The sequence below is a fragment of the Peribacillus sp. V2I11 genome, from assembly GCF_030817135.1.
In the GTDB taxonomy this organism is placed as follows: Bacteria; Bacillota; Bacilli; order Bacillales; family DSM-1321; genus Peribacillus; species Peribacillus simplex.
Window position 1 is genome coordinate 422,329 of sequence record NZ_JAUSYW010000002.1, and the last position, 20,289, is coordinate 442,617.

16 protein-coding genes and 4 pseudogenes are annotated in these 20,289 nt (G+C 33.2%); 4 read left to right on the plus strand and 16 right to left on the minus strand.

The features are described from left to right. Positions 1 to 54: 54 nt before the first annotated feature. Both QFZ73_RS28695 and QFZ73_RS28700 read right to left on the minus strand, forming a co-directional pair. Positions 55 to 246 (minus strand): annotated as a pseudogene (locus tag QFZ73_RS28695) (helix-turn-helix domain-containing protein); the annotation flags it as partial. A gap of 381 nt (positions 247 to 627) precedes the next feature. Continuing rightward, a complete protein-coding gene (locus tag QFZ73_RS28700; RefSeq protein WP_307274202.1) occupies positions 628 to 909 on the minus strand; it encodes a hypothetical protein in 282 nt (93 codons plus the stop codon). Positions 910 to 1,489: 580 nt separating this feature from the next. Between QFZ73_RS28700 and QFZ73_RS28705 the strand changes: the two genes are divergently transcribed. Beyond that, on the plus strand, positions 1,490 to 1,618 hold the full coding sequence (locus QFZ73_RS28705) for a hypothetical protein (protein WP_307274206.1): 129 nt from the start codon (positions 1,490 to 1,492) through the stop codon (positions 1,616 to 1,618). 22 nt (positions 1,619 to 1,640) lie between these two features. Here QFZ73_RS28705 and QFZ73_RS28710 read toward each other — a convergent pair whose 3' ends face one another. Next, on the minus strand, positions 1,641 to 3,680 hold the full coding sequence (locus QFZ73_RS28710; protein WP_307274209.1) for a glycoside hydrolase family 172 protein: 2,040 nt from the start codon (positions 3,678 to 3,680) through the stop codon (positions 1,641 to 1,643). 982 nt (positions 3,681 to 4,662) lie between these two features. Between QFZ73_RS28710 and QFZ73_RS28715 the strand changes: the two genes are divergently transcribed. Next, complete coding sequence (locus tag QFZ73_RS28715; protein WP_307274211.1) at positions 4,663 to 6,282, plus strand: matrixin family metalloprotease; 1,620 nt, start codon at positions 4,663 to 4,665, stop codon at positions 6,280 to 6,282. Positions 6,283 to 6,882: 600 nt separating this feature from the next. Here QFZ73_RS28715 and QFZ73_RS28720 read toward each other — a convergent pair. Then, positions 6,883 to 8,033, minus strand: a protein-coding gene (locus QFZ73_RS28720) for an IS3 family transposase (RefSeq protein WP_373458939.1) whose coding sequence is annotated in 2 segments (ribosomal slippage) — positions 6,883 to 7,784 and positions 7,784 to 8,033 — 1,152 coding nt in all. Because the reading frame shifts where the segments join, the coding sequence is not laid out codon by codon here. A gap of 512 nt (positions 8,034 to 8,545) precedes the next feature. Here QFZ73_RS28720 and QFZ73_RS28725 point away from each other — a divergent pair. Next, a pseudogene (locus QFZ73_RS28725) lies at positions 8,546 to 8,845 on the plus strand (tyrosine-type recombinase/integrase); the annotation flags it as partial. 405 nt (positions 8,846 to 9,250) lie between these two features. On the opposite strand, the gene QFZ73_RS28730 reads toward QFZ73_RS28725, so the two are convergent. The 7 genes from QFZ73_RS28730 to QFZ73_RS28760 form a co-directional block, all read right to left on the minus strand. Beyond that, the gene (locus tag QFZ73_RS28730) at positions 9,251 to 11,041 is read right to left on the minus strand and encodes a DUF4365 domain-containing protein (protein ID WP_307274217.1); all 1,791 of its coding nucleotides are present in this window, start codon (positions 11,039 to 11,041) and stop codon (positions 9,251 to 9,253) included. 527 nt (positions 11,042 to 11,568) lie between these two features. After that, positions 11,569 to 12,882, minus strand: coding sequence for a hypothetical protein (locus QFZ73_RS28735; RefSeq protein ID WP_307274220.1), 1,314 nt, complete (start codon positions 12,880 to 12,882; stop codon positions 11,569 to 11,571). A gap of 321 nt (positions 12,883 to 13,203) precedes the next feature. Then, entirely contained in the window at positions 13,204 to 13,359 is a 156-nt protein-coding gene (locus tag QFZ73_RS28740; RefSeq protein ID WP_307274223.1) for a helix-turn-helix transcriptional regulator, read from the minus strand. A 252-nt stretch (positions 13,360 to 13,611) separates the two neighbouring features. Beyond that, complete coding sequence (locus QFZ73_RS28745; RefSeq protein ID WP_307274226.1) at positions 13,612 to 14,160, minus strand: hypothetical protein; 549 nt, start codon at positions 14,158 to 14,160, stop codon at positions 13,612 to 13,614. Positions 14,161 to 14,387: 227 nt separating this feature from the next. Continuing rightward, positions 14,388 to 14,537: a hypothetical protein gene (locus QFZ73_RS28750; RefSeq protein WP_307274229.1), complete on the minus strand. Its 150-nt coding sequence runs from the start codon at positions 14,535 to 14,537 to the stop codon at positions 14,388 to 14,390. A 12-nt stretch (positions 14,538 to 14,549) separates the two neighbouring features. Continuing rightward, the gene (locus tag QFZ73_RS28755; RefSeq protein ID WP_307274232.1) at positions 14,550 to 14,711 is read right to left on the minus strand and encodes a hypothetical protein; all 162 of its coding nucleotides are present in this window, start codon (positions 14,709 to 14,711) and stop codon (positions 14,550 to 14,552) included. Between the two features lie 228 nt (positions 14,712 to 14,939). Continuing rightward, entirely contained in the window at positions 14,940 to 15,125 is a 186-nt protein-coding gene (locus tag QFZ73_RS28760; RefSeq protein WP_307274234.1) for a hypothetical protein, read from the minus strand. A 263-nt stretch (positions 15,126 to 15,388) separates the two neighbouring features. Here QFZ73_RS28760 and QFZ73_RS28765 point away from each other — a divergent pair, with 263 nt between their 5' ends. Next, a complete protein-coding gene (locus tag QFZ73_RS28765; protein WP_307274237.1) occupies positions 15,389 to 15,595 on the plus strand; it encodes a hypothetical protein in 207 nt (68 codons plus the stop codon). 403 nt (positions 15,596 to 15,998) lie between these two features. Here the strand turns inward: QFZ73_RS28765 and QFZ73_RS28770 are convergent, their stop codons facing one another. The 5 genes and pseudogenes from QFZ73_RS28770 to QFZ73_RS28790 all read right to left on the minus strand — a co-directional run. Further along, a complete protein-coding gene (locus QFZ73_RS28770) occupies positions 15,999 to 16,307 on the minus strand; it encodes a P-loop NTPase fold protein (RefSeq protein ID WP_307274240.1) in 309 nt (102 codons plus the stop codon). A gap of 397 nt (positions 16,308 to 16,704) precedes the next feature. After that, on the minus strand, positions 16,705 to 17,397 hold the full coding sequence (locus tag QFZ73_RS28775; RefSeq protein WP_307274243.1) for an HNH endonuclease: 693 nt from the start codon (positions 17,395 to 17,397) through the stop codon (positions 16,705 to 16,707). Next, the gene (locus QFZ73_RS28780) at positions 17,394 to 18,701 is read right to left on the minus strand and encodes an ATP-binding protein (RefSeq protein ID WP_307274247.1); all 1,308 of its coding nucleotides are present in this window, start codon (positions 18,699 to 18,701) and stop codon (positions 17,394 to 17,396) included. The genes QFZ73_RS28775 and QFZ73_RS28780 overlap by 4 nt, the downstream gene beginning before the upstream one ends. 589 nt (positions 18,702 to 19,290) lie before the next feature. After that, positions 19,291 to 19,590, minus strand: a pseudogene (locus tag QFZ73_RS28785) (alanine:cation symporter family protein); the annotation flags it as partial. A 324-nt stretch (positions 19,591 to 19,914) separates the two neighbouring features. Next, positions 19,915 to 20,289 (minus strand): annotated as a pseudogene (locus QFZ73_RS28790) (hypothetical protein); the annotation flags it as partial.

Genomic DNA, 20,289 nt, shown 5'->3' on the forward strand with positions numbered 1-20,289 from the left:
ACCTTGGATGCCTACTTTTGATTCACTTCTATTTAGCATTTGATCAAGAGACACGTTAAAATAATCGGATATCTTAATTAAAAATTCACTTTCAATCCGCTGTTCACCATTTTCCATTTTCGCCAGAGCAGAAAAAGATACATTTAGGTCATTGGCCATCTGCCTTAAAGACAAACTATTTCCTACACGATATGATCGAATAATCTTACCAATTTGCTCATTATTCAAGGTAGATCCCCTCCTCATTAAAAATTAATTACTTACAACTTAACATATAAACAAAACAACAACAATGATGTTTCTAAAATAGAAACTAAAATTAATATGATTGTTTCTATTTTAGAAACAAAAATCAAAAAAATTAATACCCTAGATTTGTTAGGGTCTTAATTAGTGGGATAATGAATTTCTACCTATTTATCTGCCATGTTGATTTATTAACCGAACGTACTTGATTTCTTTTTTTATGAAAATGTATTTTAATTTTATAGGTCACTCCTAATCAATCCGATTAATGTTTGCTGGCCCTCTGTTAAACCTAAGGGATACAATTAGCTATTAATAACATCGTGGTCACACACTACTGAAAGCTATCGGAAACTACAGTTCATATAAACCCTTTATAATCTACTTAAAAGGTTTATATAAGTGTATTTCAGTACACCCTAGAAAACTATAGGACATTTCATCCAGCCTGGCAGCGTAGAGGTCAGTAGTTGATTTTTCTTGCATTCCCAGATGTTTATGTAGCTGAACCCAAATGCTATCTGGAACCAGGCATATCCTACAGTTTAAGTTGATAATCCCGACTTCTGTTAATGTTTCAAACTCAGGTACTTCTTTAGTACCTAATCCTATGGAAATATCATGGCTTCTTAATGCAATCTCTTGTCTGCTATCAAATGTCACGTTGGTCATCCCCTTAGTTTATATAAAGTTGTTCATATCTTTAAAGAAAAGTAGATTTTCAAATAAGTTATAATAAAACTCTGTACCTATAAATTTTCCATTTAATAATTTGCTAGATAGATCATTTGTAATGACTCTATACTCCTAATTTACTATATCAGTAACTATTTTCCAACAAAATAATTTTCTACATAATCCCTGTTATTCATCTGTTTGTTTTGTAACGAGCTGTATAAAAACCATTTATTTTAAAGCATTCATGAATAAAAAATAAAGAATGGGTCAAAAATATCCAACCCAAAGTACCTCGCGAATCATGATCCCTTATTAAGCATTTTTCCCTTGAATCCAAAAAATATGATAGACCGGGTTTTGTCGTTAATCTCAGTAGGTAACCTCCTGATTGCCCTAATTGAAAAAGGATTAGCCTAGAGAAAGTAGTTTCTATAAGTACGTACTTATAGAAATGTATGCCTGTCCCACCCATATAACAAAGATTGTAATTTCATTTTAGAAGTAAGTTCAGTAATATTAATACAGATAAATATTTATATTTTATGAAGGGGTTGTTAACCAAATCATGGAAGAGAAACAAATACATCGACTGACAAGAAAAAAAATTATGAAAGAAATTGGTATCTTAAAGGGGGGTGTTGATAAAGAAGAGAAAAATAGCAGAGGACATTTTCCCTCCGCCATTTTTCAATAACTCAAAGTATTAACACCTGATACTAGTTGTTCCCATACCAATAGGTGGTTGATCCGTAGGTTGCTGGGATATCGTTTGTTGGTCCGTGTTCAATCCCGAATCTTACTGATGTATTGAATGAAATTTCGTCTCCTATAAATAAACGGTACGCCCCTGTACTATCATACTTTGATCCAAAAGAAGTATTTTCGTGTGCAGGGTTTCCGTTAATTGGATTCGTAAACGTACCACGGTTAAAGTACCAACCACCTTCATAGAAATCTTCAGTACCTGTTCCGGGAATTTGCGGAACCGTTGCTTCATTCACAAATACTCTTTCATCACCCTCTAAATAATGACGGGTTAAATCTTTCCCCTCCATTGTATGGGTTACACCAACAATTGTTCCTTTACCAATGGCTTTTAGAAATTGCCAATCAACTCCAGGAGTAGTTTCTCCTCGTACAGATGTGGTTTTGAAATAACCATAAATCTTATTTAGTCCAGGTTCTTTTTCCCACTGTCCTTTTTCCCATTGTCCTGACTTTTCAAAAGTAACTTGGGATTGTCCTGATTTGATATCATGAGTTGAACCGTTGTACAGTTCAATTTTTGCAGAGAGTCCATAAGGCATCGGCCACCAGGAGGAATACCATCCATCAGGTGCAGTATCCATAGCAAAAAATAATGAACGAACATCATATTCACCTAATGCTGAACCAAAAAATTCTCCTAATGGTGAATCAACGGTGAGTTCACCATCAAAATACATTCGAACTCTTGTGTTTTGTAGTACGTCATCTGAAGCTGCAATAACTGCCACATCACCTGTATTTGGATAATTGTTGTTCCGAACCCCGCTCCAGGTTTGGCCGACAATTTTGTAATTATGGGCAGTTTCATCACTAACCGAATTCGGACCGATGTTCATCGTGTCCGTTCTTACCCATTCATTATTCAATTTGGAATCCACCCAGTAAGTAAATTCATTGAAGTCTAAATTGGATGAGACAAACACATTGCGAATGGTAATCTCTGATTTCCCTTTTGTAAATGAAGCTGGGATTTCAACACTTTGGTCAGCCCAGGTCGCTGATTGAGGTAAACCCGACCATTCACCTGCAACAACACCATCTACTAAAATACTTGCCTTTTGCTGGCCAATGCCTGGATCGTACCGACGAGTTAGACGAATACCATCGTTATTAGGATTTATTTTAGCTTTATACTCACTGTATCCACCTTTCCCAAAAGCCCTTCCGTCATCGGTCACCCTTTTTCCTATTTTCGGTCCTACAATTTGCGGTATTCGGAGTCGAAATTCTGAGATCCTACCAGGACCATTTAGATCAGTAAGAGTTACCTTTTCACCTGGCGATAAATGGAAGTCTTTAAACTTCTTCTTCGCTTTTGGTTGTTTGGGTATTGGATTTTGTATCCCAGAATGTTTCAACATATCAATAACGTCAAGTGCTTTGTCCGAAGAGTCAAATGTTTTTACACCATCCGAATTAGAGAATGCACGATAAGTTACATGATAAAATAGTGGATTTTTTTTCGTAATAACACGCATACTTTCTTTGAATGGCATCGGAATTTTAATATAAACCCCACCTGATGATTGGTCCGCATTTGCGACTAATGGATAGATAAATGGTGCTCCCAATTTGCCGTCTACAACATCCTGTAAAGGAGCGTCCACCACTTTTTTACCATCTAAAATTATTTGAATGTTCCCTGTTTTAGTAACATCTCCATCGTCCCTAGTGAACCAAATCGATTCGATTTCACCTGACCCTTTATAATCAGCGATCACACATCCACTTGCATCTTGTTTTAAACAAGAATAGGTACCTTGAAAGCCATCATCATTTCCTCCTGTACGGTCATAGCTTGAAAACTGAAGGGTCTGTACGCCGCTTTTTAACTCGGGAAGACGGTTAAGTTGCCTGTAAATGTCCCACCCAATCGGACCTTTATTCGATGGAGATCTATATGGTTGTTGCTTTCCTAAGGTCAATGATGGGGCTGTTAAAAGAGCTAGTAATATCAGAATTATTATTGAAGCTGTCCGGTTTTTCATAATAACATTCTCCTATTTCATTTTTTGTATGCCGAATAGTTTAAACAATTGCTGTATTATATTTCGTTAATTCAATATCCCTTGAGTGCCTGTTTTACCTACCGTTTCTTTCTAGTCGAAATTTCGATTGCACTTTCAATTGCTACCTTAACACCACCACGATAAATATAGGTTTCAAATTGGATACCCGACAAACGGATAGTTAAATATAATTTCCCCAAAGTAATTAATATAATTCTTCCTCGTGTATCGATTTAATGTGCTAGTTTGTATGGGAAACAATATGGTTATGTGGAACAAATTTTGCATACATTTATACTCATGTAACAAACAATCTTAAAGAGCAGACAGCATCGAAATTCCAGAAATACATAGAGCTATGATTGGTGATCAAAAATGTGGACATTGTGGTCAAAAGCGATTTTTAGTAATAAAAAAGACCCCCCAACCACATCGGTTGTGAGCCTTCCAAAGCTTGATAATTAACGCTTTGAGAACTGAGGCGCACGGCGAGCACCTTTTACGCTCTTTAAATGGAGAACTAGCATATATCGATATTATTTCAATAGATTCGAGAGTTTATTAAACTAAACTGACATTTAGTTTAAGTGAAACACTTCACATAGGTTCTTTAATCAGTATTCTTACTCTTTCTGTTTCCTCCACAATCTGGCCCTTAACATAAAGAAAGAGCACAATCCTTGCTGCAGAATTGCGCCCTTTAATGGAGTAACTAAAATATGGTCTCAATCCTAAAATCACTTAATTCTTCTTCAACTAAAGGTCTATAGTTGAAGAACGTATAAATAGCCTTATTAAGTACATAATAAAATTTGTTATAAAAAATATATAGGAGAACAATTATGGCAGATAGTAATTTTGATCGTGAGTATCAGGATTTTCAAGAACGTTTGCTTGAGTTAGATTATGAAAAGTATGACTTTATTCATAAAGAATAAAAACAATTAAGGAGGATTTTTTTATGAGAGTACCATCTTCTATTGGACTGAAAAGAAATTCTAAAGGTAAGCCTGTTAAAGAACTACAAAAGTTTCTTGGTAAATTTGGTTATTTAGATAAAACAACTAGAGTGGCTGAATTAGAAGTAGAAGCTAATTTTGATGAAAATATAGAAACCGCCTTAAAAAAATACCAAGAGTTCCATAATCTACCGATAACTGGAGAACTTGATGAAGCTACTGTGAAACAAATGAAAGTACCAAGATGTGGATTTCCCGATTTAAATCAGGGAACAGCAAAATCAAATCAGGGAACGGCAAAATTTACCACACAAGGAAATAGGTGGGATAAAAACAATCTTACTTATAGATTTGTAAATTTCACATCTGATTTAACTGAAGGGGAAGTTCGATCAGGAATCGCTACTGCATTTGGTCTATGGAGTGAAGTAACCCCTTTAACTTTCACAGAAGTTACATCAGGTAATGCTGATATTTTGATATCTTTTGTTACAGGGGATCATGGTGATGGTGATCCATTCGATGGTGCAGGTAATGTACTTGCGCATGCTTATTACCCACCACAAAACGGTGGTGAGATTGCCGGGGATGCACATTTTGATGACGACGAAACTTGGTCAATGAATTTACCCCCATCAGGGTTCGATCTCATCAGTGTAGCTGCCCATGAATTCGGTCATTCTCTTGGCTTAGCTCATTCAACTGTTTCAGGATCACTTATGTTTCCAAGTTATAGTGGACCTCAGCGCGCTTTACATGAAGATGATATAGCAGGTATACAATCTATTTATGGTCATAAATTTCCGAATTGGCAGGAACTTGACAATAACTCAGCATCAGTTGATATAGTAGCTGACGGCAACAACCTCTATCAGCTGCATAACAATGGCGGTATCTGGAAGTACACGGGCACACCATTGACAGGATGGCAGGAACTTGACAATAACACGGCTACCAAAAAAATCGTGGCTGTAGGAGGGAATCTTTACCAGTTTCACAACAATGGCCGTATTTGGAAGTACACGGGTACACCATTCACAGGCTGGCTAGAACTAGACAATAACCCAGCATCGGTTGATATAGTAGCTGGTGGCAACGACCTGTATCAACTGCACAACAATGGCCGTATCTGGAAGTACACGGGTACACCGTTCACAGGCTGGGTGGAACTTGACAATAACACGGCTACAAAAAATATCGTGGCTGCAGGTGGAAACCTCTACCAAATTCATAACAATGGCCACATCTGGAAGTACACCGGTACACCTTTGACAGGATGGCAGGAACTTGACAACAATCCAGCATCGCTGGAGATCGAAGCTGATAGCAACGACCTCTATCAACTACACAGCAATGGTCGCATCTGGAAGTACACCGGTACACCTTTGACAGGATGGCAGGAACTTGACAACAACCCGGCTACAAAAAATATCGTAGCTGCAGGGGGGAATCTCTACCAAATTCACAGCAATGGCCGCATCTGGAAGTACACCGGTACACCTTTGACAGGATGGCAGGAACTTGACAACAACCCGGCTACAAAAAATATCGTAGCTGCAGGGGGGAATCTCTACCAAATTCACAACAATGGCCGCATCTGGAAGTACACACTACCACTTTAAGTAAAAAACAAATTATTTGGTCTATACGAGCCGGTTGGCTATCGGGGAATGCTTAGGTCACGAATGCTTCATTTGTGTATGGCATTTAAACCTTCACCGATTTATAATCAGAAAGTGAGTTCCGAAAGGCCTGGAAGTTACAATTCCATATAACCTGAGGGATGGTATTTCGCCAGAAAAATACTATGTGTTCTCTTAAATTAAAGAAACCTCCTAATTGTAAAATGACAATAAAGTTTTTTAATTTTAAAAGCTCAAACAAGCATAACCCCGTTCTAAATTTAGGAGGGGGTTATGCTTGTTTAATTTTTGATGTAAGATACTTCACTAAACTAAAAAATATAACAATAAAGTCGTTTAAAAATCTAAGTTATATTCAAAAAATAGCGCCCTTTTCTTGAATAAATAAAATGCTTATATTTTAAACACTTCTTTTAATTACTCTTTTTTATTTCTTCACGTAAATTCTTAATTTCTTCTGTTTGGTCAATGATATGTTGTTAATCCTTCTTAGTGCGTCAAATACTGCAAAAATTAAAGCTCCAAATAAAATTTCCATTTGGATTTGAGTCAATATTTTGGACACTAAAAAGTTAAATCTTAAGCTGTATTCCTAATTCGATCTTCAATGGCTTGTGGGGTTTGATAGCCCAAGCTGCTGTGAATTCTTTTTCGGTTATACCAACCTTCAATAAATTGGAACATTGCTAATTTTGCTGTTTGATAGTCTAGATATTGTACGTGGTTGACTTCTTCCTTTTTTAATAGGGCATGAAAGGATTCTATACAGGCATTATCGTACGGGCAACCTTTCTGACTAAAGGATTGCTTAATATGATGGTTTTGGATATGTTGAGTAAACTCACTGCTTGTATATTGTGAGCCAAGATCCGTATGAAGAACTAAGCCCTCCGAGGGCTTTTGTGATAAGTGTGCGTTATTGAAAGCTTTTATGACCAGTTCTGTCGTCATTGAACGAGAAAATGAATACCCTACTATTTTCTTAGAATGAAGGTCTAATACCGAAGCTAAATAACACCATCCGTCTTTTAACGTGTGGATATACGTAATATCTGCTACCCATTTCTCATTAATAGTTTGAGTAGTGAAGTCTCGTTTTAACAAATTATCCAATTGAATAACCTTTTCTTTAGATGGGTAGGGACGGTATTTTTTCTTAGTAATAGAACGAATTCTAGCCTTGCTCATTAAACGTTGAACACGCTTAAGACTTAGGGAAAAACCTTTGGTTAATAAGCTTTCATGAATCTTTGGAGCCCCATACCGTCCCTTGCTTTCCAGGTAAATGAGATGAATTTCCTTCGTTAGTTCTTTATTTTCTTGTTCGCGATTTGATACCACTATTTGAAGGGACTGATAATGGCTGCTTCTTGGGATTTCTAGTATTTCACACATCTTCTGTACGGGATATTGTTTCTTGTGTTCCTCAATAAATTCGGAAAGATCTGTCTCGGTTACTTTTTCGCGAATATGGCCATAGCCTTTTTTAAGATTTCAACTTCTTGCTTTAACCGAAGGTTTTCCTTCTGTATGGCTGCTAATTCCTTTGGGGTCATGGAATCTTCCCCTAAACCGATAGGAGTAAATTCCTTAACCCATTTATAAATGGTAACTTCTGATACGCCATATTCGCCGCTTAATTCTTTGACCGAATTACCCGAGTGATAAAGATCTACAATAGTCTTCTTGAATTCATTATTATATTTTTTACCTGTATTCTTACGTTCCAAGACGGACACATCCTCTCAAAAATCATTGTAAGGACTTAACTAAAATGTGTCCATGAAACTATACTAACTCCAATTATTAATACCTCTCCCTATTTAAGTTTATTACATTTAACACAAATAGGATTGGTTAATTATGTAAGGTTCTTTATTAAACTTTTTCTCGAATAAAATGAAAGAGATTGTTCACATTAATTTGATATTTCTTTAATTGAAAAAATATAAATAAAATTATGAGTGAAAAGAATGAAATTGATCTAACAAGAATTAAGGCTCTATATACGGACGCAAAGAAGTATAATAACGAATTAGATAAAACCTTTAATGATGTTGTACAATTTCATAACTCAATGATAGAAAATAGAATAAAATTCTTAAACCTCAACTAAATTCAAAAACAGAAAAACTAGAGAAGTTAAAGACATTTAGAGATGCACTGTTAATAAAAACCAAAAAATAAGTATAGATTTAGTAGATGAATGTCTTTTTAATGAGTTGGAACTATTAAAAAGGCTTTTATTTTTGGAAGGTTAAATGCTCCTTATTTCGGTTATCCACATTTTATTAAGACTATAGAAAACCGAATGGAAAGCTTGTTAAAAAAAACACCCTCTATTAACAAACGATTAACACCTCATTCTTTAAGACACACCCATACATCTTTGTTAGCAGAAGCTGGTGTTGAATTACTTCAAATTATGGATCGACTTGGTCACACAGAAGATGAAACAACTACACAGGTTTATTTACACATTACAAAAGACAGAAAAAAAGAAGCTTCTCAAAAGTTTGCTCAACTAATGAGAAGCCTCTAATTATAATTCCGGATCGGTTCGGGCACCTTTTCGGCACCTAAAATGATGATTCCACCTACAAACCCTTAATATATATGGGTTTTATAAGCTAAATTACATCATGCCGCCCATTCATCAAGATATAAAATAGAAATAAATAGATTGATAGAATCATTGATTTATTGGGATTTTCAGACTGCGTTTAAAATATTTTAAAACAGAATAAAAAAAGACTATGAGCAAAATTATGAGCATTTTTATGAGCATTGGGTATGGTACTCTCCTTACCCTTTTTTATGATTACCTTTTTAAAGCGTATTTCCGAATCCCCTTAATTTTTATGTTGGAGATATCAAGAAGTGAAGGATTGGGTATTGAATGAAATGGCTCGGAGATTTTACTCTAAGCTATTTTTCATTTTATCGTTTACTCCAATTTCTCATATAGACGGAAAATAGGGAAATCTCTAATCATGTTTTGATTTTCGCTATCAATAGAGTTAAATAATCTTTTAACTTTTGGTTTGTTTTGTAATAAGACTTCGCAGGCAAAACATAAATTTTTGTTATTTTCCTTTTCTGCTCTTTCCAATATTTCTAAAATCTCATCTTGTTCTCTTTCAGACAACTCATGAAATTGATAATATCTTATTATATAGAGATTAATCTTTCCTAGATCATCTTGAGGGAACTTTTCAAGATATCTTTGAATTATATCTAGTGCAAGTTCTAGATATTTATTATCTGTAGATTCATCAAAATAATTAACGTAGTCTAGCATAATATTTATCGTCATATCCACAGCTATATCATGGTATTTTTCAGTAAATGATAACTTTAATGTCTCAAATTTAAAATTTGCTGATTCTTGCATTTCATTAATAGTCTGGGTTGAATAAATACTTACTTTCCAGTAGTATTCCTCCCAATTATCGGGTAACTGTTCGGCATTACTGATTATTGTTGGGTTTTTTGGTATAAGTCCACCTATTCTTGATAATGCTTCTTTACTGAAGAAATCAATAAATTCATTCTCCACAAACATAACTTTTACGGTCACAAAATTGGAGAGTTCGATATTGCATATCATGGCATTTTCTAATTTTTTATTATCATGAATATTAATTAATTCATATTTTTTATGTTTAAAAATATCAATTATTCCATTAAATAGTGAAGGTAAATCCTCTTGCTCATTAAAAACATAATTATCACTTATACCGATTTGGTTGCAAACTTCTATAAGCTCTTCGAATAATTTTATATCTTTATCAACATCTTTAAAAAGTTCCTTCTCGTTTATTTTCGCAATAAAATCGAAGGATTTAAATGGGAGTTTATTGTGTTCATGTTGGTACTTTACTAATTTTAAACATTTGACATATGATTCAAGGGTTTTTACTCTACTTAAATTTATATTACCGGTTTTTCTTTTTTTATAAAATTCATATGTTAAAGTGTTTTCTATAATGAGAGTAATTTTTTCTTCAGTTTCCCTTAATTCATAGTTAACATTTATTTCTTCGTGGTTCATGGTGACAACTTCATTTGTTGCTTTTCTAATTTCCTGTATTATAGCTGTTTCAATAGGTACTTCAAAGTCTCCTGAAACACCATAAACATATGCAGATTCTTCGAATAAATCAAACGAGTCTCCTGATACGTCAGCATAATTTATTTTATAAGTTATAAATTTTTGCTTCTTAGATCCTTCTATATATTTCACTGGTTGTCTCTCAACAATTTTTATAAATGTTTTACAAATACGTTCTAAATGCCCGTTTTCTAGCCTTTTGAAAGGTATTGTAATTGAATTGTTTCCGGTAGCCTCAAGCTTATCCAAGAGGCCCTTTAAATCTAATGGAGCTAAAATCCTATAATATGCTTGTTTTGCATATGAATCTGGATTTATTGTAACAACAAAATATAATACCCCTTTACCGTCTTTATAATAAACATCTAAATCCTTTTTATCCACCGAATGTTTAATTTTGTTTTTCTTGTGTTGTTTTTTATATGTAGTTGTGCCTTTTATTTGCACAGGTGCTCTTCCTATAAAATCAGTTTTTTTAATATTGTTGCTATATACCTCAATATCACCATCAAAGGAGAGTCCCTTATCATTCCAATTTATATTACTAAGCAAGTGAAATGGTGGTTGTAATATCAAAGTATTCATTTCTAAACATGCTAAATGTTCAATGATTGTTGTATCCATTAGTTATCATCCTACTCACAATATTTTCAATTCAATTATACTGTATTTGACATTTCAAAAAATGCTATAAAAGGCTTTATCTATTATGAAAGTAAAAAGAGCCAAAATACGAACTAGTGCATAAACTCCTGCATATTTTAGGCTCTATAATTGTATTACTTATTGTGTTAAAGGCACTCTATAGTTTAAGTAGCAATCTTCACAATCTTTTCTTTTCCCTCTTATTAAAGAAAAGCGCCCGATTGCTGAATATCGTAACTGAAGTAAAGCACCTTTACTTCACCTCAATCTCTATTTTGAATATCATTTCAATTGCTTTCATTATTTTTCCTCCGTTTCTTTAGATGGCTTTACTTTTTCTACTCCCTCTTTCATATGTCGTACAAAATCTGCGGTAGGATTGGTGCAAGTGCCTTTTAAAAAATTTATTGCCCTAAATTATCACCAAATTGCAGTCAAATAACCTCTAATTATTTGCAGACGATATGGAGTGGGAATAATAAAAAGGAGCTTAGAAACCGTACATATTATAACCTCCGTATTACCCCCTCTTTAATTCCAGTAATATAATCCCCGTAAATATTCCTTGCTAAAAACTCATTTTGTACACCTAAGCTCCATTTTTCTTTTGAAGCAGCAATATAATACTTAAACATATCTTTAACATGTAAATTACTAGACTTTTTATGATAATTCTCATAACTACTAAATGAACTTATATACCTACAAAATATTTCAAAAAGGAGAGTTTCGTCAAAATAACTATCCCCTATGAAACTGTAAGTATTGTCATTTCCAAAAAAGAACTGTGTCATTTTTAAAATTAGGTCAAACTGATGCTCTTCTAGATCAAACCACTCTTTATCAAGTTGTTTAGGCTTTTCTGGTTCTGCTTTATCATAACGAATTGCAGATACAAGTTTAGAAATGTAACTACCAGTTATTACTACCAGCATATCTGCTAATTGTAATCCAACGAAATCTTTAGAATCCTGATCTACCAGCACTTTCCCAAATCCAATCTTTTCAAATGGCTCAGAAGGTATACCTTGGTCAAGAATTAACGTTGACTGCTCAGGTTGCCATATATCTTTTAACTTGTTCTCGGACAACCATAAGTCAACATCGAAGCTCACCTTATCCCAATCAAATGATACTTTTTCAAACACTAAATTATCAGCTAAGTGTTTCCCCTTCCCAATTATTGTTATCATATTTTTGTAATCTTCTAATTGATATTTCATTCTAGTGTTATTTTTGTGCTTTGCTACGAATTCTTTCAAATCATTTTGAATAGAATACAATATTTCATTGACTTTTTTTTGTGGATCGAAAAGATTTTTAATGACCTCTTCTGATGCTTCTAATTCACAATATTTTGTGAGACTGTATTTCAACAATATGGCGGATTTAATAAATCTTTTAGCTTCAAGTTTTAGAATCCATTGTGTGAGTCTGGCATCAACAACCATTGACATTTTATTTACTGAAAAAAGTAAGTTAGAAACGTCTGCCTCTAGCAGGATATCAAATAACTTAAGATAGAAATCACCATTAACTTTCTTTATACTCGCAATGCCAAATTTGAAATTCCCCTGTAGAATATCAATTCCTTTTAGTTCCTTTTCGACTTTATTTTTTTGTTCTTCTCTATAATCTACAACAAGTTCAGAATACTTTTTGATAATATCTTTTAGAGAACTTTCAGGGATATAAAGTACATCAGCAACATAAGATCGCATTAAATCATCACCAAGATTTATTCTTCTATCATCACTATAGTTTCTTGAAATTCTAATCGTTTCCTGTGGTCCCTTTTCATCAATAAAAACTTGTCCCATAGTTAATCATCCTCACTTCAATTTTGGTCAGATAAACTTTTTATTGATATTGTAAACTGTTATCTGTATCCACTAAATTTCTTACAGTTCTATCTTTTCAGATTCTATATCCACTCAAATTCCCATTTGTAGAAAACTCAATAAAACACCCGTAACAATCCATATTAGCCATAATGAGTTTTGTGTGACGTTGCCCATCCTATCTTTTATTCCGTAATAAATCAATAAAGTAATGATACATAGATTTTGAAAGAAAAAGGCTATACGAATATTCTTTAACTGCAAAGAAGTAACCTTTCATCCTTTATTTTTTTAAAAATTTCATCCCTCGGTACTTTTCCTCTCAATCCAAAATAATTCATCTAAGGTTTTATTAAGTGCATAACATAAATCTAAACATAGATTTAAAGTTGGATTGTATTTTCCCTTTTCAATCAAACTAATTGTCTGACGTGTGACACCTATTTGTTCGGCCAATTGTTGTTAAGTTAAATCCATTTGAATACGAGTTATTTTAACTTTATTAACCACGTATCTTTATCACCTCTTGATATTATAGTAATATATATATTACATAATTCAATATATACATTACATAAAAAGCAGATTTTTTCCAATTATTAACCGAAACATTCCCCCTTCACCCATGGGGGCAAAACTAGAATTGTTAGATGGTGTCTAACAATTGGGGTGCAGTTCATTTTGTGGTCTCCTTTCAGGCGCTATATATTATTGCTTCACATTTCCTTGTTCATCCAGCCTTATTAACTTAGCTGTTTTATTTTTAAATAAAATTAGTGAAATGGTATCTTTTGAAACCATTTGGTCGTCTATAGAACGTATAGCAGCAGAAAATAAATGAATTGGATCTGCATTTTCAGATCCCCTGCTCATATTAGTACGAATGTACTCTTCAACTTCTTGAGGTTTTGCACCAAATACCTTACAATCCCCATTGATTTCAACTGGTTTAAATCCAGATGAACTCGATAAAGAATATAAATAGGACTTATCTTCATTATGATCAATGCAAGCAACTACTAATAGTAATTGATCATAATCCCTATCTGAATGCATTTGACTAAACATATCATAAAGAAATGTAGTTGTATTTTGAACATGCTTAATCATCTCTTTAACTGATAATTTATGATTTAAACTAAATATTGGCGTTATTGCACCAACAACCGCTTTACCTACTCGATCTGAGCCAGCGATTCCAATAATCATATTTTCGCAAATTGGATGTACCTTTGGAATTGAATCATATGAATCCAAAGTTTGATTGTTTCGTTTATATGTGCGCTTTTTGTATCCCCTGTTATTAGAACAAAATCATCTTGTTTCAAGCCAATTAATATTGTCATATGTAATTCTCCATTCTATATTATATTTGTACTCCATTTTAGGGTATTTTCAAGTTTCTGTCATTCATATCCATTTTTAAAGGAGCTGATAATCAAAAAGTACGCACAGATTTATCTGCACCTACAAAAGATTCATGCCTATTCTACTGTATCAGCTAACATAGCAGGAACGGTAATTTCCCATCCAGCTTGTGATGTATAACTGTGACTACCGACTACAGTCCCGTAAACAGTAACAATATCTTCATCTACGATATCTGTATATCCATCCACTTCACCCCATATCACTTCGTTGGAACCCTAACCATAGGAATCTTGGGTGACAGCTAAACGGATAACAGTTATGTCATCCCCCTCTTGGATCTGTCCAATTTGCCCTCTATATTTTACATATTCGCCAGCATAGCGATCAGGATTCTTTTTCATTTGTGCATATTCGATTGTCTTCGCACTAGCCTTCATTTCAGCTTCAGCTTTTTCTGCCGCTTCTTTCTCTTTCTTGGCTTGAGCTTCAGCTTCAGCCTTTTCTTTCGCTTCTTGCTCCGCTTTTGCTTTTGCTTCAGCAGCTTTCTCTTCTGGTGTTTTTGCCGCTTATTCTGCTTTCGCCTTAGCTTCAGCTTTTTCTTTAGCTTCTTGTTCTTTTTGAGCTCGCTCTTCAACTTTTTGGTTTTCCTCTAGAGGTGCTTTTTCTTAGGAAAACAAGGAAATACCGAAAATTACAAATCCAATTATAAACATGGCAAAAGAAATACCAGAAAGCATAAAACTTTTCTTAGCTTTTCCATTTTTTCTTATCAACGAGAAGATTCCCCATATTATAAAAACAATTAGTCCAAGCAAACCTAAAAATGCTACTATCATTCCGAAATTATCCATTTTAAAAATTCTTCTCTCAATTTTTCCATTAATAGTATAACAAACCATTCTAGTAAAATGTTCTTATACCAAAAATAATTTTCATGTAACTAAGTTACGAATCTTCGTTCAATTTTCCTACACTTGAAAAAAACCTTAACGTTTCATTTCCCCTTACAAAAAATCAATGGTAATATTAACCTAAGAGGCTGTTTGATAGCCTCTCCCTTGTGGAAGGCTAGAGCTCTCGACCAATTTTTAGCCCAAATCGAGGAGGAATTTTTATGTCAGAGAGAAAAAATAAGGGTTTTATCAAAGGTGCAGGAATTGTTTTGCTAGTGAGTTATATCTCACAAGGCGGAGTGACATTAGGAATGCCTGAAGATTTCTTTCAGAATACTTTAGCAATGGTCAGCGAAAATTATATCGGTATCGGATTAGGTCTCTTAGTTTTTAAGGATAAAAAACCACCAAATAAGCCGTCGCTGTAAGAGGACGGACTAAATTTTTTGAAGGAGGCTTGGTATGGCTTCAAAAAACGAACGTTTTATAAAAATGGACGAGCGTAAATAGGATAGACCCTGCGATAAGTTAGGCCCTTTCCTCTGCATATAGATCACTTTCTCGATGAGGCTGCCACCCAAGTTATTGGGTGTTTTTTTTTGCAACAAAAAAAGCCCTCACATGAGGACCCCGAAAAAACCTTTATAATGTAAATGTCCCAGATAATTTAGTATTGCCTATATTATAATACATAAACTATATGAAAACATGAAAATAGCAGCCCATTATAGGCTGCTAATCATTAATGAATATGAGTTAAATCATTGACACACTCTTCACAAACTAATCGACCTTTAAAAGGCGTTAGGGGATAGACCCATGAAGAACTTTTTATGTACTCTTAACTCTTAATTCTTTTTCTTTTTTAGGTTGCTGATGTCCAGAATAATTCCAAGGATTAAACTTCATTATAATTGGTTTTTCCTGGTCAAGAACTTCTTTGGATAACTTAACGATTTCTTCCACGGCCATATTAATCACAGAAGTTTTGCCTGATCCCCATTTACCATATAAACCAAGAACTAAACTTTCGGTGAATTCATACTTAAGTATTGCTTTTGCAAGATGTTCAGCGAATCCAGATCTATTTAATCGATCATCCCCTGAGTGTAGAATGGGACGGTCAGGTTTAAACGTCATCTTTTTTCATCCTTTCGTAAGAGCATTATTATATAATTTTTATTTAGCATGAAAACTTACTCGAAACATTAAGTTCTTTGAAACTTTCCAATAGGCTTTTAAATTAGTAGTTGGAATTCATATATTAGTGGGTTCGAATTCATAAGATATACTATGAAGCAAATCCTCTCTTCCTGCTACCAGTCATAAGAATAGGAGCTTTTTTCAGCCCCCCCTATTTTTACACCATATTTGTTTGAGTATAACTTCCTAATGAAACATCAAAAAGCCCTTATATCGAGGGCTTTTTTTCTAAAATGTTTAGACAATTTTCAAGATTGATTCCAAGATATTAAAGAAATTTTCTTCAATAAAATCTAATCATCTCTGCTCTACTGCGCTACCTCTACATTTCGAATTAACGTATAGCTTCATCTTTTCTTTGAAAGAGATGGTAAAATTCATCTCTTAAATATGGAATTTCCCTTATAATCCAACGTTTAAATGCTGTAAAAGCTGAATAATCCTTCAAATGACGATTTATTGTCCGTTTAATATCTTCTAGTTCATCATCATCTTCTTCAAGCGCACTATACTTTACTAGAAGTCTTTGAAACTCGAGGATTTCTTTTAATAAGTTTTTTCTTATATTTTCAGCTTCTACTGTTTTTATAGGAGTAGACCCATTATAAATTAGCTTTAAAAGTTCAGCTGTATTTATAGTTTTTTCATCATCATCCAATCCTTTAACCTCTACTTCTTTAAAAGGGTAAGGATCCATTTTTAAATAAATACGTTCTTCGATGTTCTCTGAGTAATCTATACAATTTAAAATGTTGTCGAATCGATCAGACTTTAAATTATTACAATGCCCACATGCATAAAAAAGATTGTCCCATTTAAACATTAAATCACGATTATTTCTATGCGGGATAAAATGCTCGACATTTATTGTTGTAGGTTCTTTATATTCGCATAAATAGCATTTATTCTTAAAATCTGTTTTTATTCTTGTTATTACATCTTGTAATCTATAATTTGTGGAACTTGCTTTATTTTTTTCTACTTCAAGACTAGGTGGAGCTGGCATCGATTTTTTAAAGTAAATCATTTTTTTTCACTCTTTCGCATAAGTTCTAAATGGTAAAATTTCGATTTTATTTCTGGTGCGATTGAATCTGAAATATTGTTAAAATACCTTCTTAGTTTATTGAGTTCTTCTAAATCTCTCGGATTTAATGAGTCTTCCTTATTAACCATCTTCAAATAAGTTTCAAATCGATTTTTTATAATATAAGAATACTGGTCAATATTAAAGTAGTCTTCAACTATGCTTTCGTAAGAATAGCTTGACATATCTATCAGTTGTTCTTTAGTCTCTAAATCGTAAACAATTGCATTATCAATTGAACTTAAAACAAAAGGAGAATGAGTAGAAACAATAAACTGAATGTTCGGAAAGAAGTTTGTTAAGAATCTCAATACTTTCTTCTGTAAACTTACATGAAGATGTGTCTCAATCTCATCTATAATAACTATTCCCTCTTCTTGGTGCCTTCTTTTATTCTTCATTCTCATTATAATTTCGGAAATAATATATATTACAGAAGAGAACCCATCGGATAAATAGAGTAAGTTCATAGATTTCCCTTCAAATTTAACATTAAATGAAAGAGTCTTACGATCAAAATGGAGTTCTAATTTTTCAGTTTCAAATAATTCCTGCAAATTTACTTCAAAGGTACGAAACCATTTGTCTATGCTCTCGACCTTAGTAATGTTTCCTTCTTCAAAAGCAAATGCTCTGTCAGCTTTAAGATTAACTAGATATTGAACAAATTTAGAACTAGCTTGATCTTTAATTGAATAACGAGATAAAGAGGTCACGGTTATACCCTGTGGTTTTTCAAAAGAAAAGGCTCTTTTAGAATCAAAATAGGCAACAATAAAACCATTTTGAAGTATTTTACTTACGTATTTTTCATCTTGTAGCGCATTAAACTCCAAAGAAACATACTTTTTTTGTTTGTTACTAAATAGTACTTCTTTTCCAAAATTAGAATTATATATTTCATTTAATAAGAATTTTGTTTTTTCCAAGTCCGAAAGGCTAGATAAATAAACTCCATTGTCTATATTAGATGTATTTATATTACTATAGTCTACTATTTGTTCATTTAATATTAGGTTTGAAAAATCTGTATAGTTAGGATTTAAGAATTCATTCGAATCTTTCTTTTTCTCAAATCGCTCATTTGAATATCTCTCAATAAGGATTAATTGTTTTTTTATAGCTTGGAGCATACTAGTTTTTCCTGAACCATTTTTACCAGTAATAATTAAGTGTTTTCTTTCAACAGTAGACAATGTAATTGGATTGTTTTTATATTGAATCTTTGTTAGAAAAGTCTGCATTTTTCCACTCCCAGAATTTATGTGAAATAGGTTATATTTAATTTCCATTATTTAAAATAAATACTAAATTTTCGATACTATTACTTTTAAATCATAACAGACAATAAAGATTTATCCACAAAAAAATAAATTTGGTTTGAGACTATTTATAGTTAGCTTTTAGGATTTAGAAATTGAAGGTCATAATTTCAAATCACATATAAGAAAGTATTGGTTTGGAGAAAAACTTATATAATTGTAAAAAACTAAAACTTAAATAAAAATAATGTGTAGTTGGTTTAATAAGAAAAGTAATAGTATCATTTTTCTGATATCATTATTCAACAATGGGCGTGATTGTGGAAGAGAGATGAGATTTATTCTACTTTATTGTTAAGGTGAGACACTACTTATGGTAGATACTCACCTTTCGTTCATTGAATTATAGACTTATGCAGTGCTCTCAATTAAAGGCGTTTTTTTGTTCCTCATTTCACTAAAGGTACGCACACATTTTGACGTAATCTCACACTAAGACATAATCTATGGTAAAAGGTGTTTTATTTGTACCCTCCTCCCTTAACCGATAGACTCTTTGTCTTTAGAATTATCACTTTCCATTATTTTCCACTTCTTTACATTTCCCTTCCCAGAAATCAGCTCCACTTATCCCTACTTTTCTTGAATCAAAAATCGGGTCTTTCCCTACTTTTTTCTGAATTTCATAATCCTTTAATACTCTTAAGGTCGGTTTTTTCAGAAGTAAAATCGCGATAAGATTATGCCAAGCCATACTTCCTATACCCAAATCCCCAAGGACCTATAATAATGATGCTGATTCGACGCTTCCAATGTAGACCATTACTAAAAATGCAATTTTCAGGACTGTTTTCAACCATTGATACTTTAGTTTTAAGGTGGTTGAAAAAGCCTATTGAGGTAAGAACAAACTTCAGATGATTATTGAAAAGAATGTTCATTTTTATGTAATCGCTTACGACAATGGGGAGCAAACCAAAGAAAATTCTACAAGTTATGGATTAAACAAGCCTGTTTTTCTTGCCTATCACCTCTTAACCCATTTAAGTACCACCTAAAAAAGCAATAAGGAGATGTTTAGATATATCAGATTTTGACGGCGGTTACGGATGTGGCGGCTTCTGCTAATTATACTATGAAAAAATCCGACCTTTATTGGTCGGGTTTTTTATATTTTATATACAATTTTATATAGTTATTTTATTATCGACGATAATTTTTGCTCAACCCATTTACTGATACTAATCCCTTCTTGTTCAGCTAAATCTGAAATTGCTTCTAACAATTCGATAGGTAATTCAAAACTAGTTTTTCTATTTGGACTACGTAATATCAAAGTATCATCTTCATGATGCATTTCTCCATTGGTTAAATACGGTAAGATATCAGCAATACCAAACACCTCAGATTTTAACGGCTTTTCTCCTGCCTTGATGTAGAGTAAAACTGTTTCAGTTTGTTCTCTAAGTCGAATGTTTTCCACTCCCCAAATTTTATATAAATAGTCAATGAAGGGATAAAAAACAACTTCGTTTTTGGGTACCTGAAGCTCAACATAACCTTTATAATC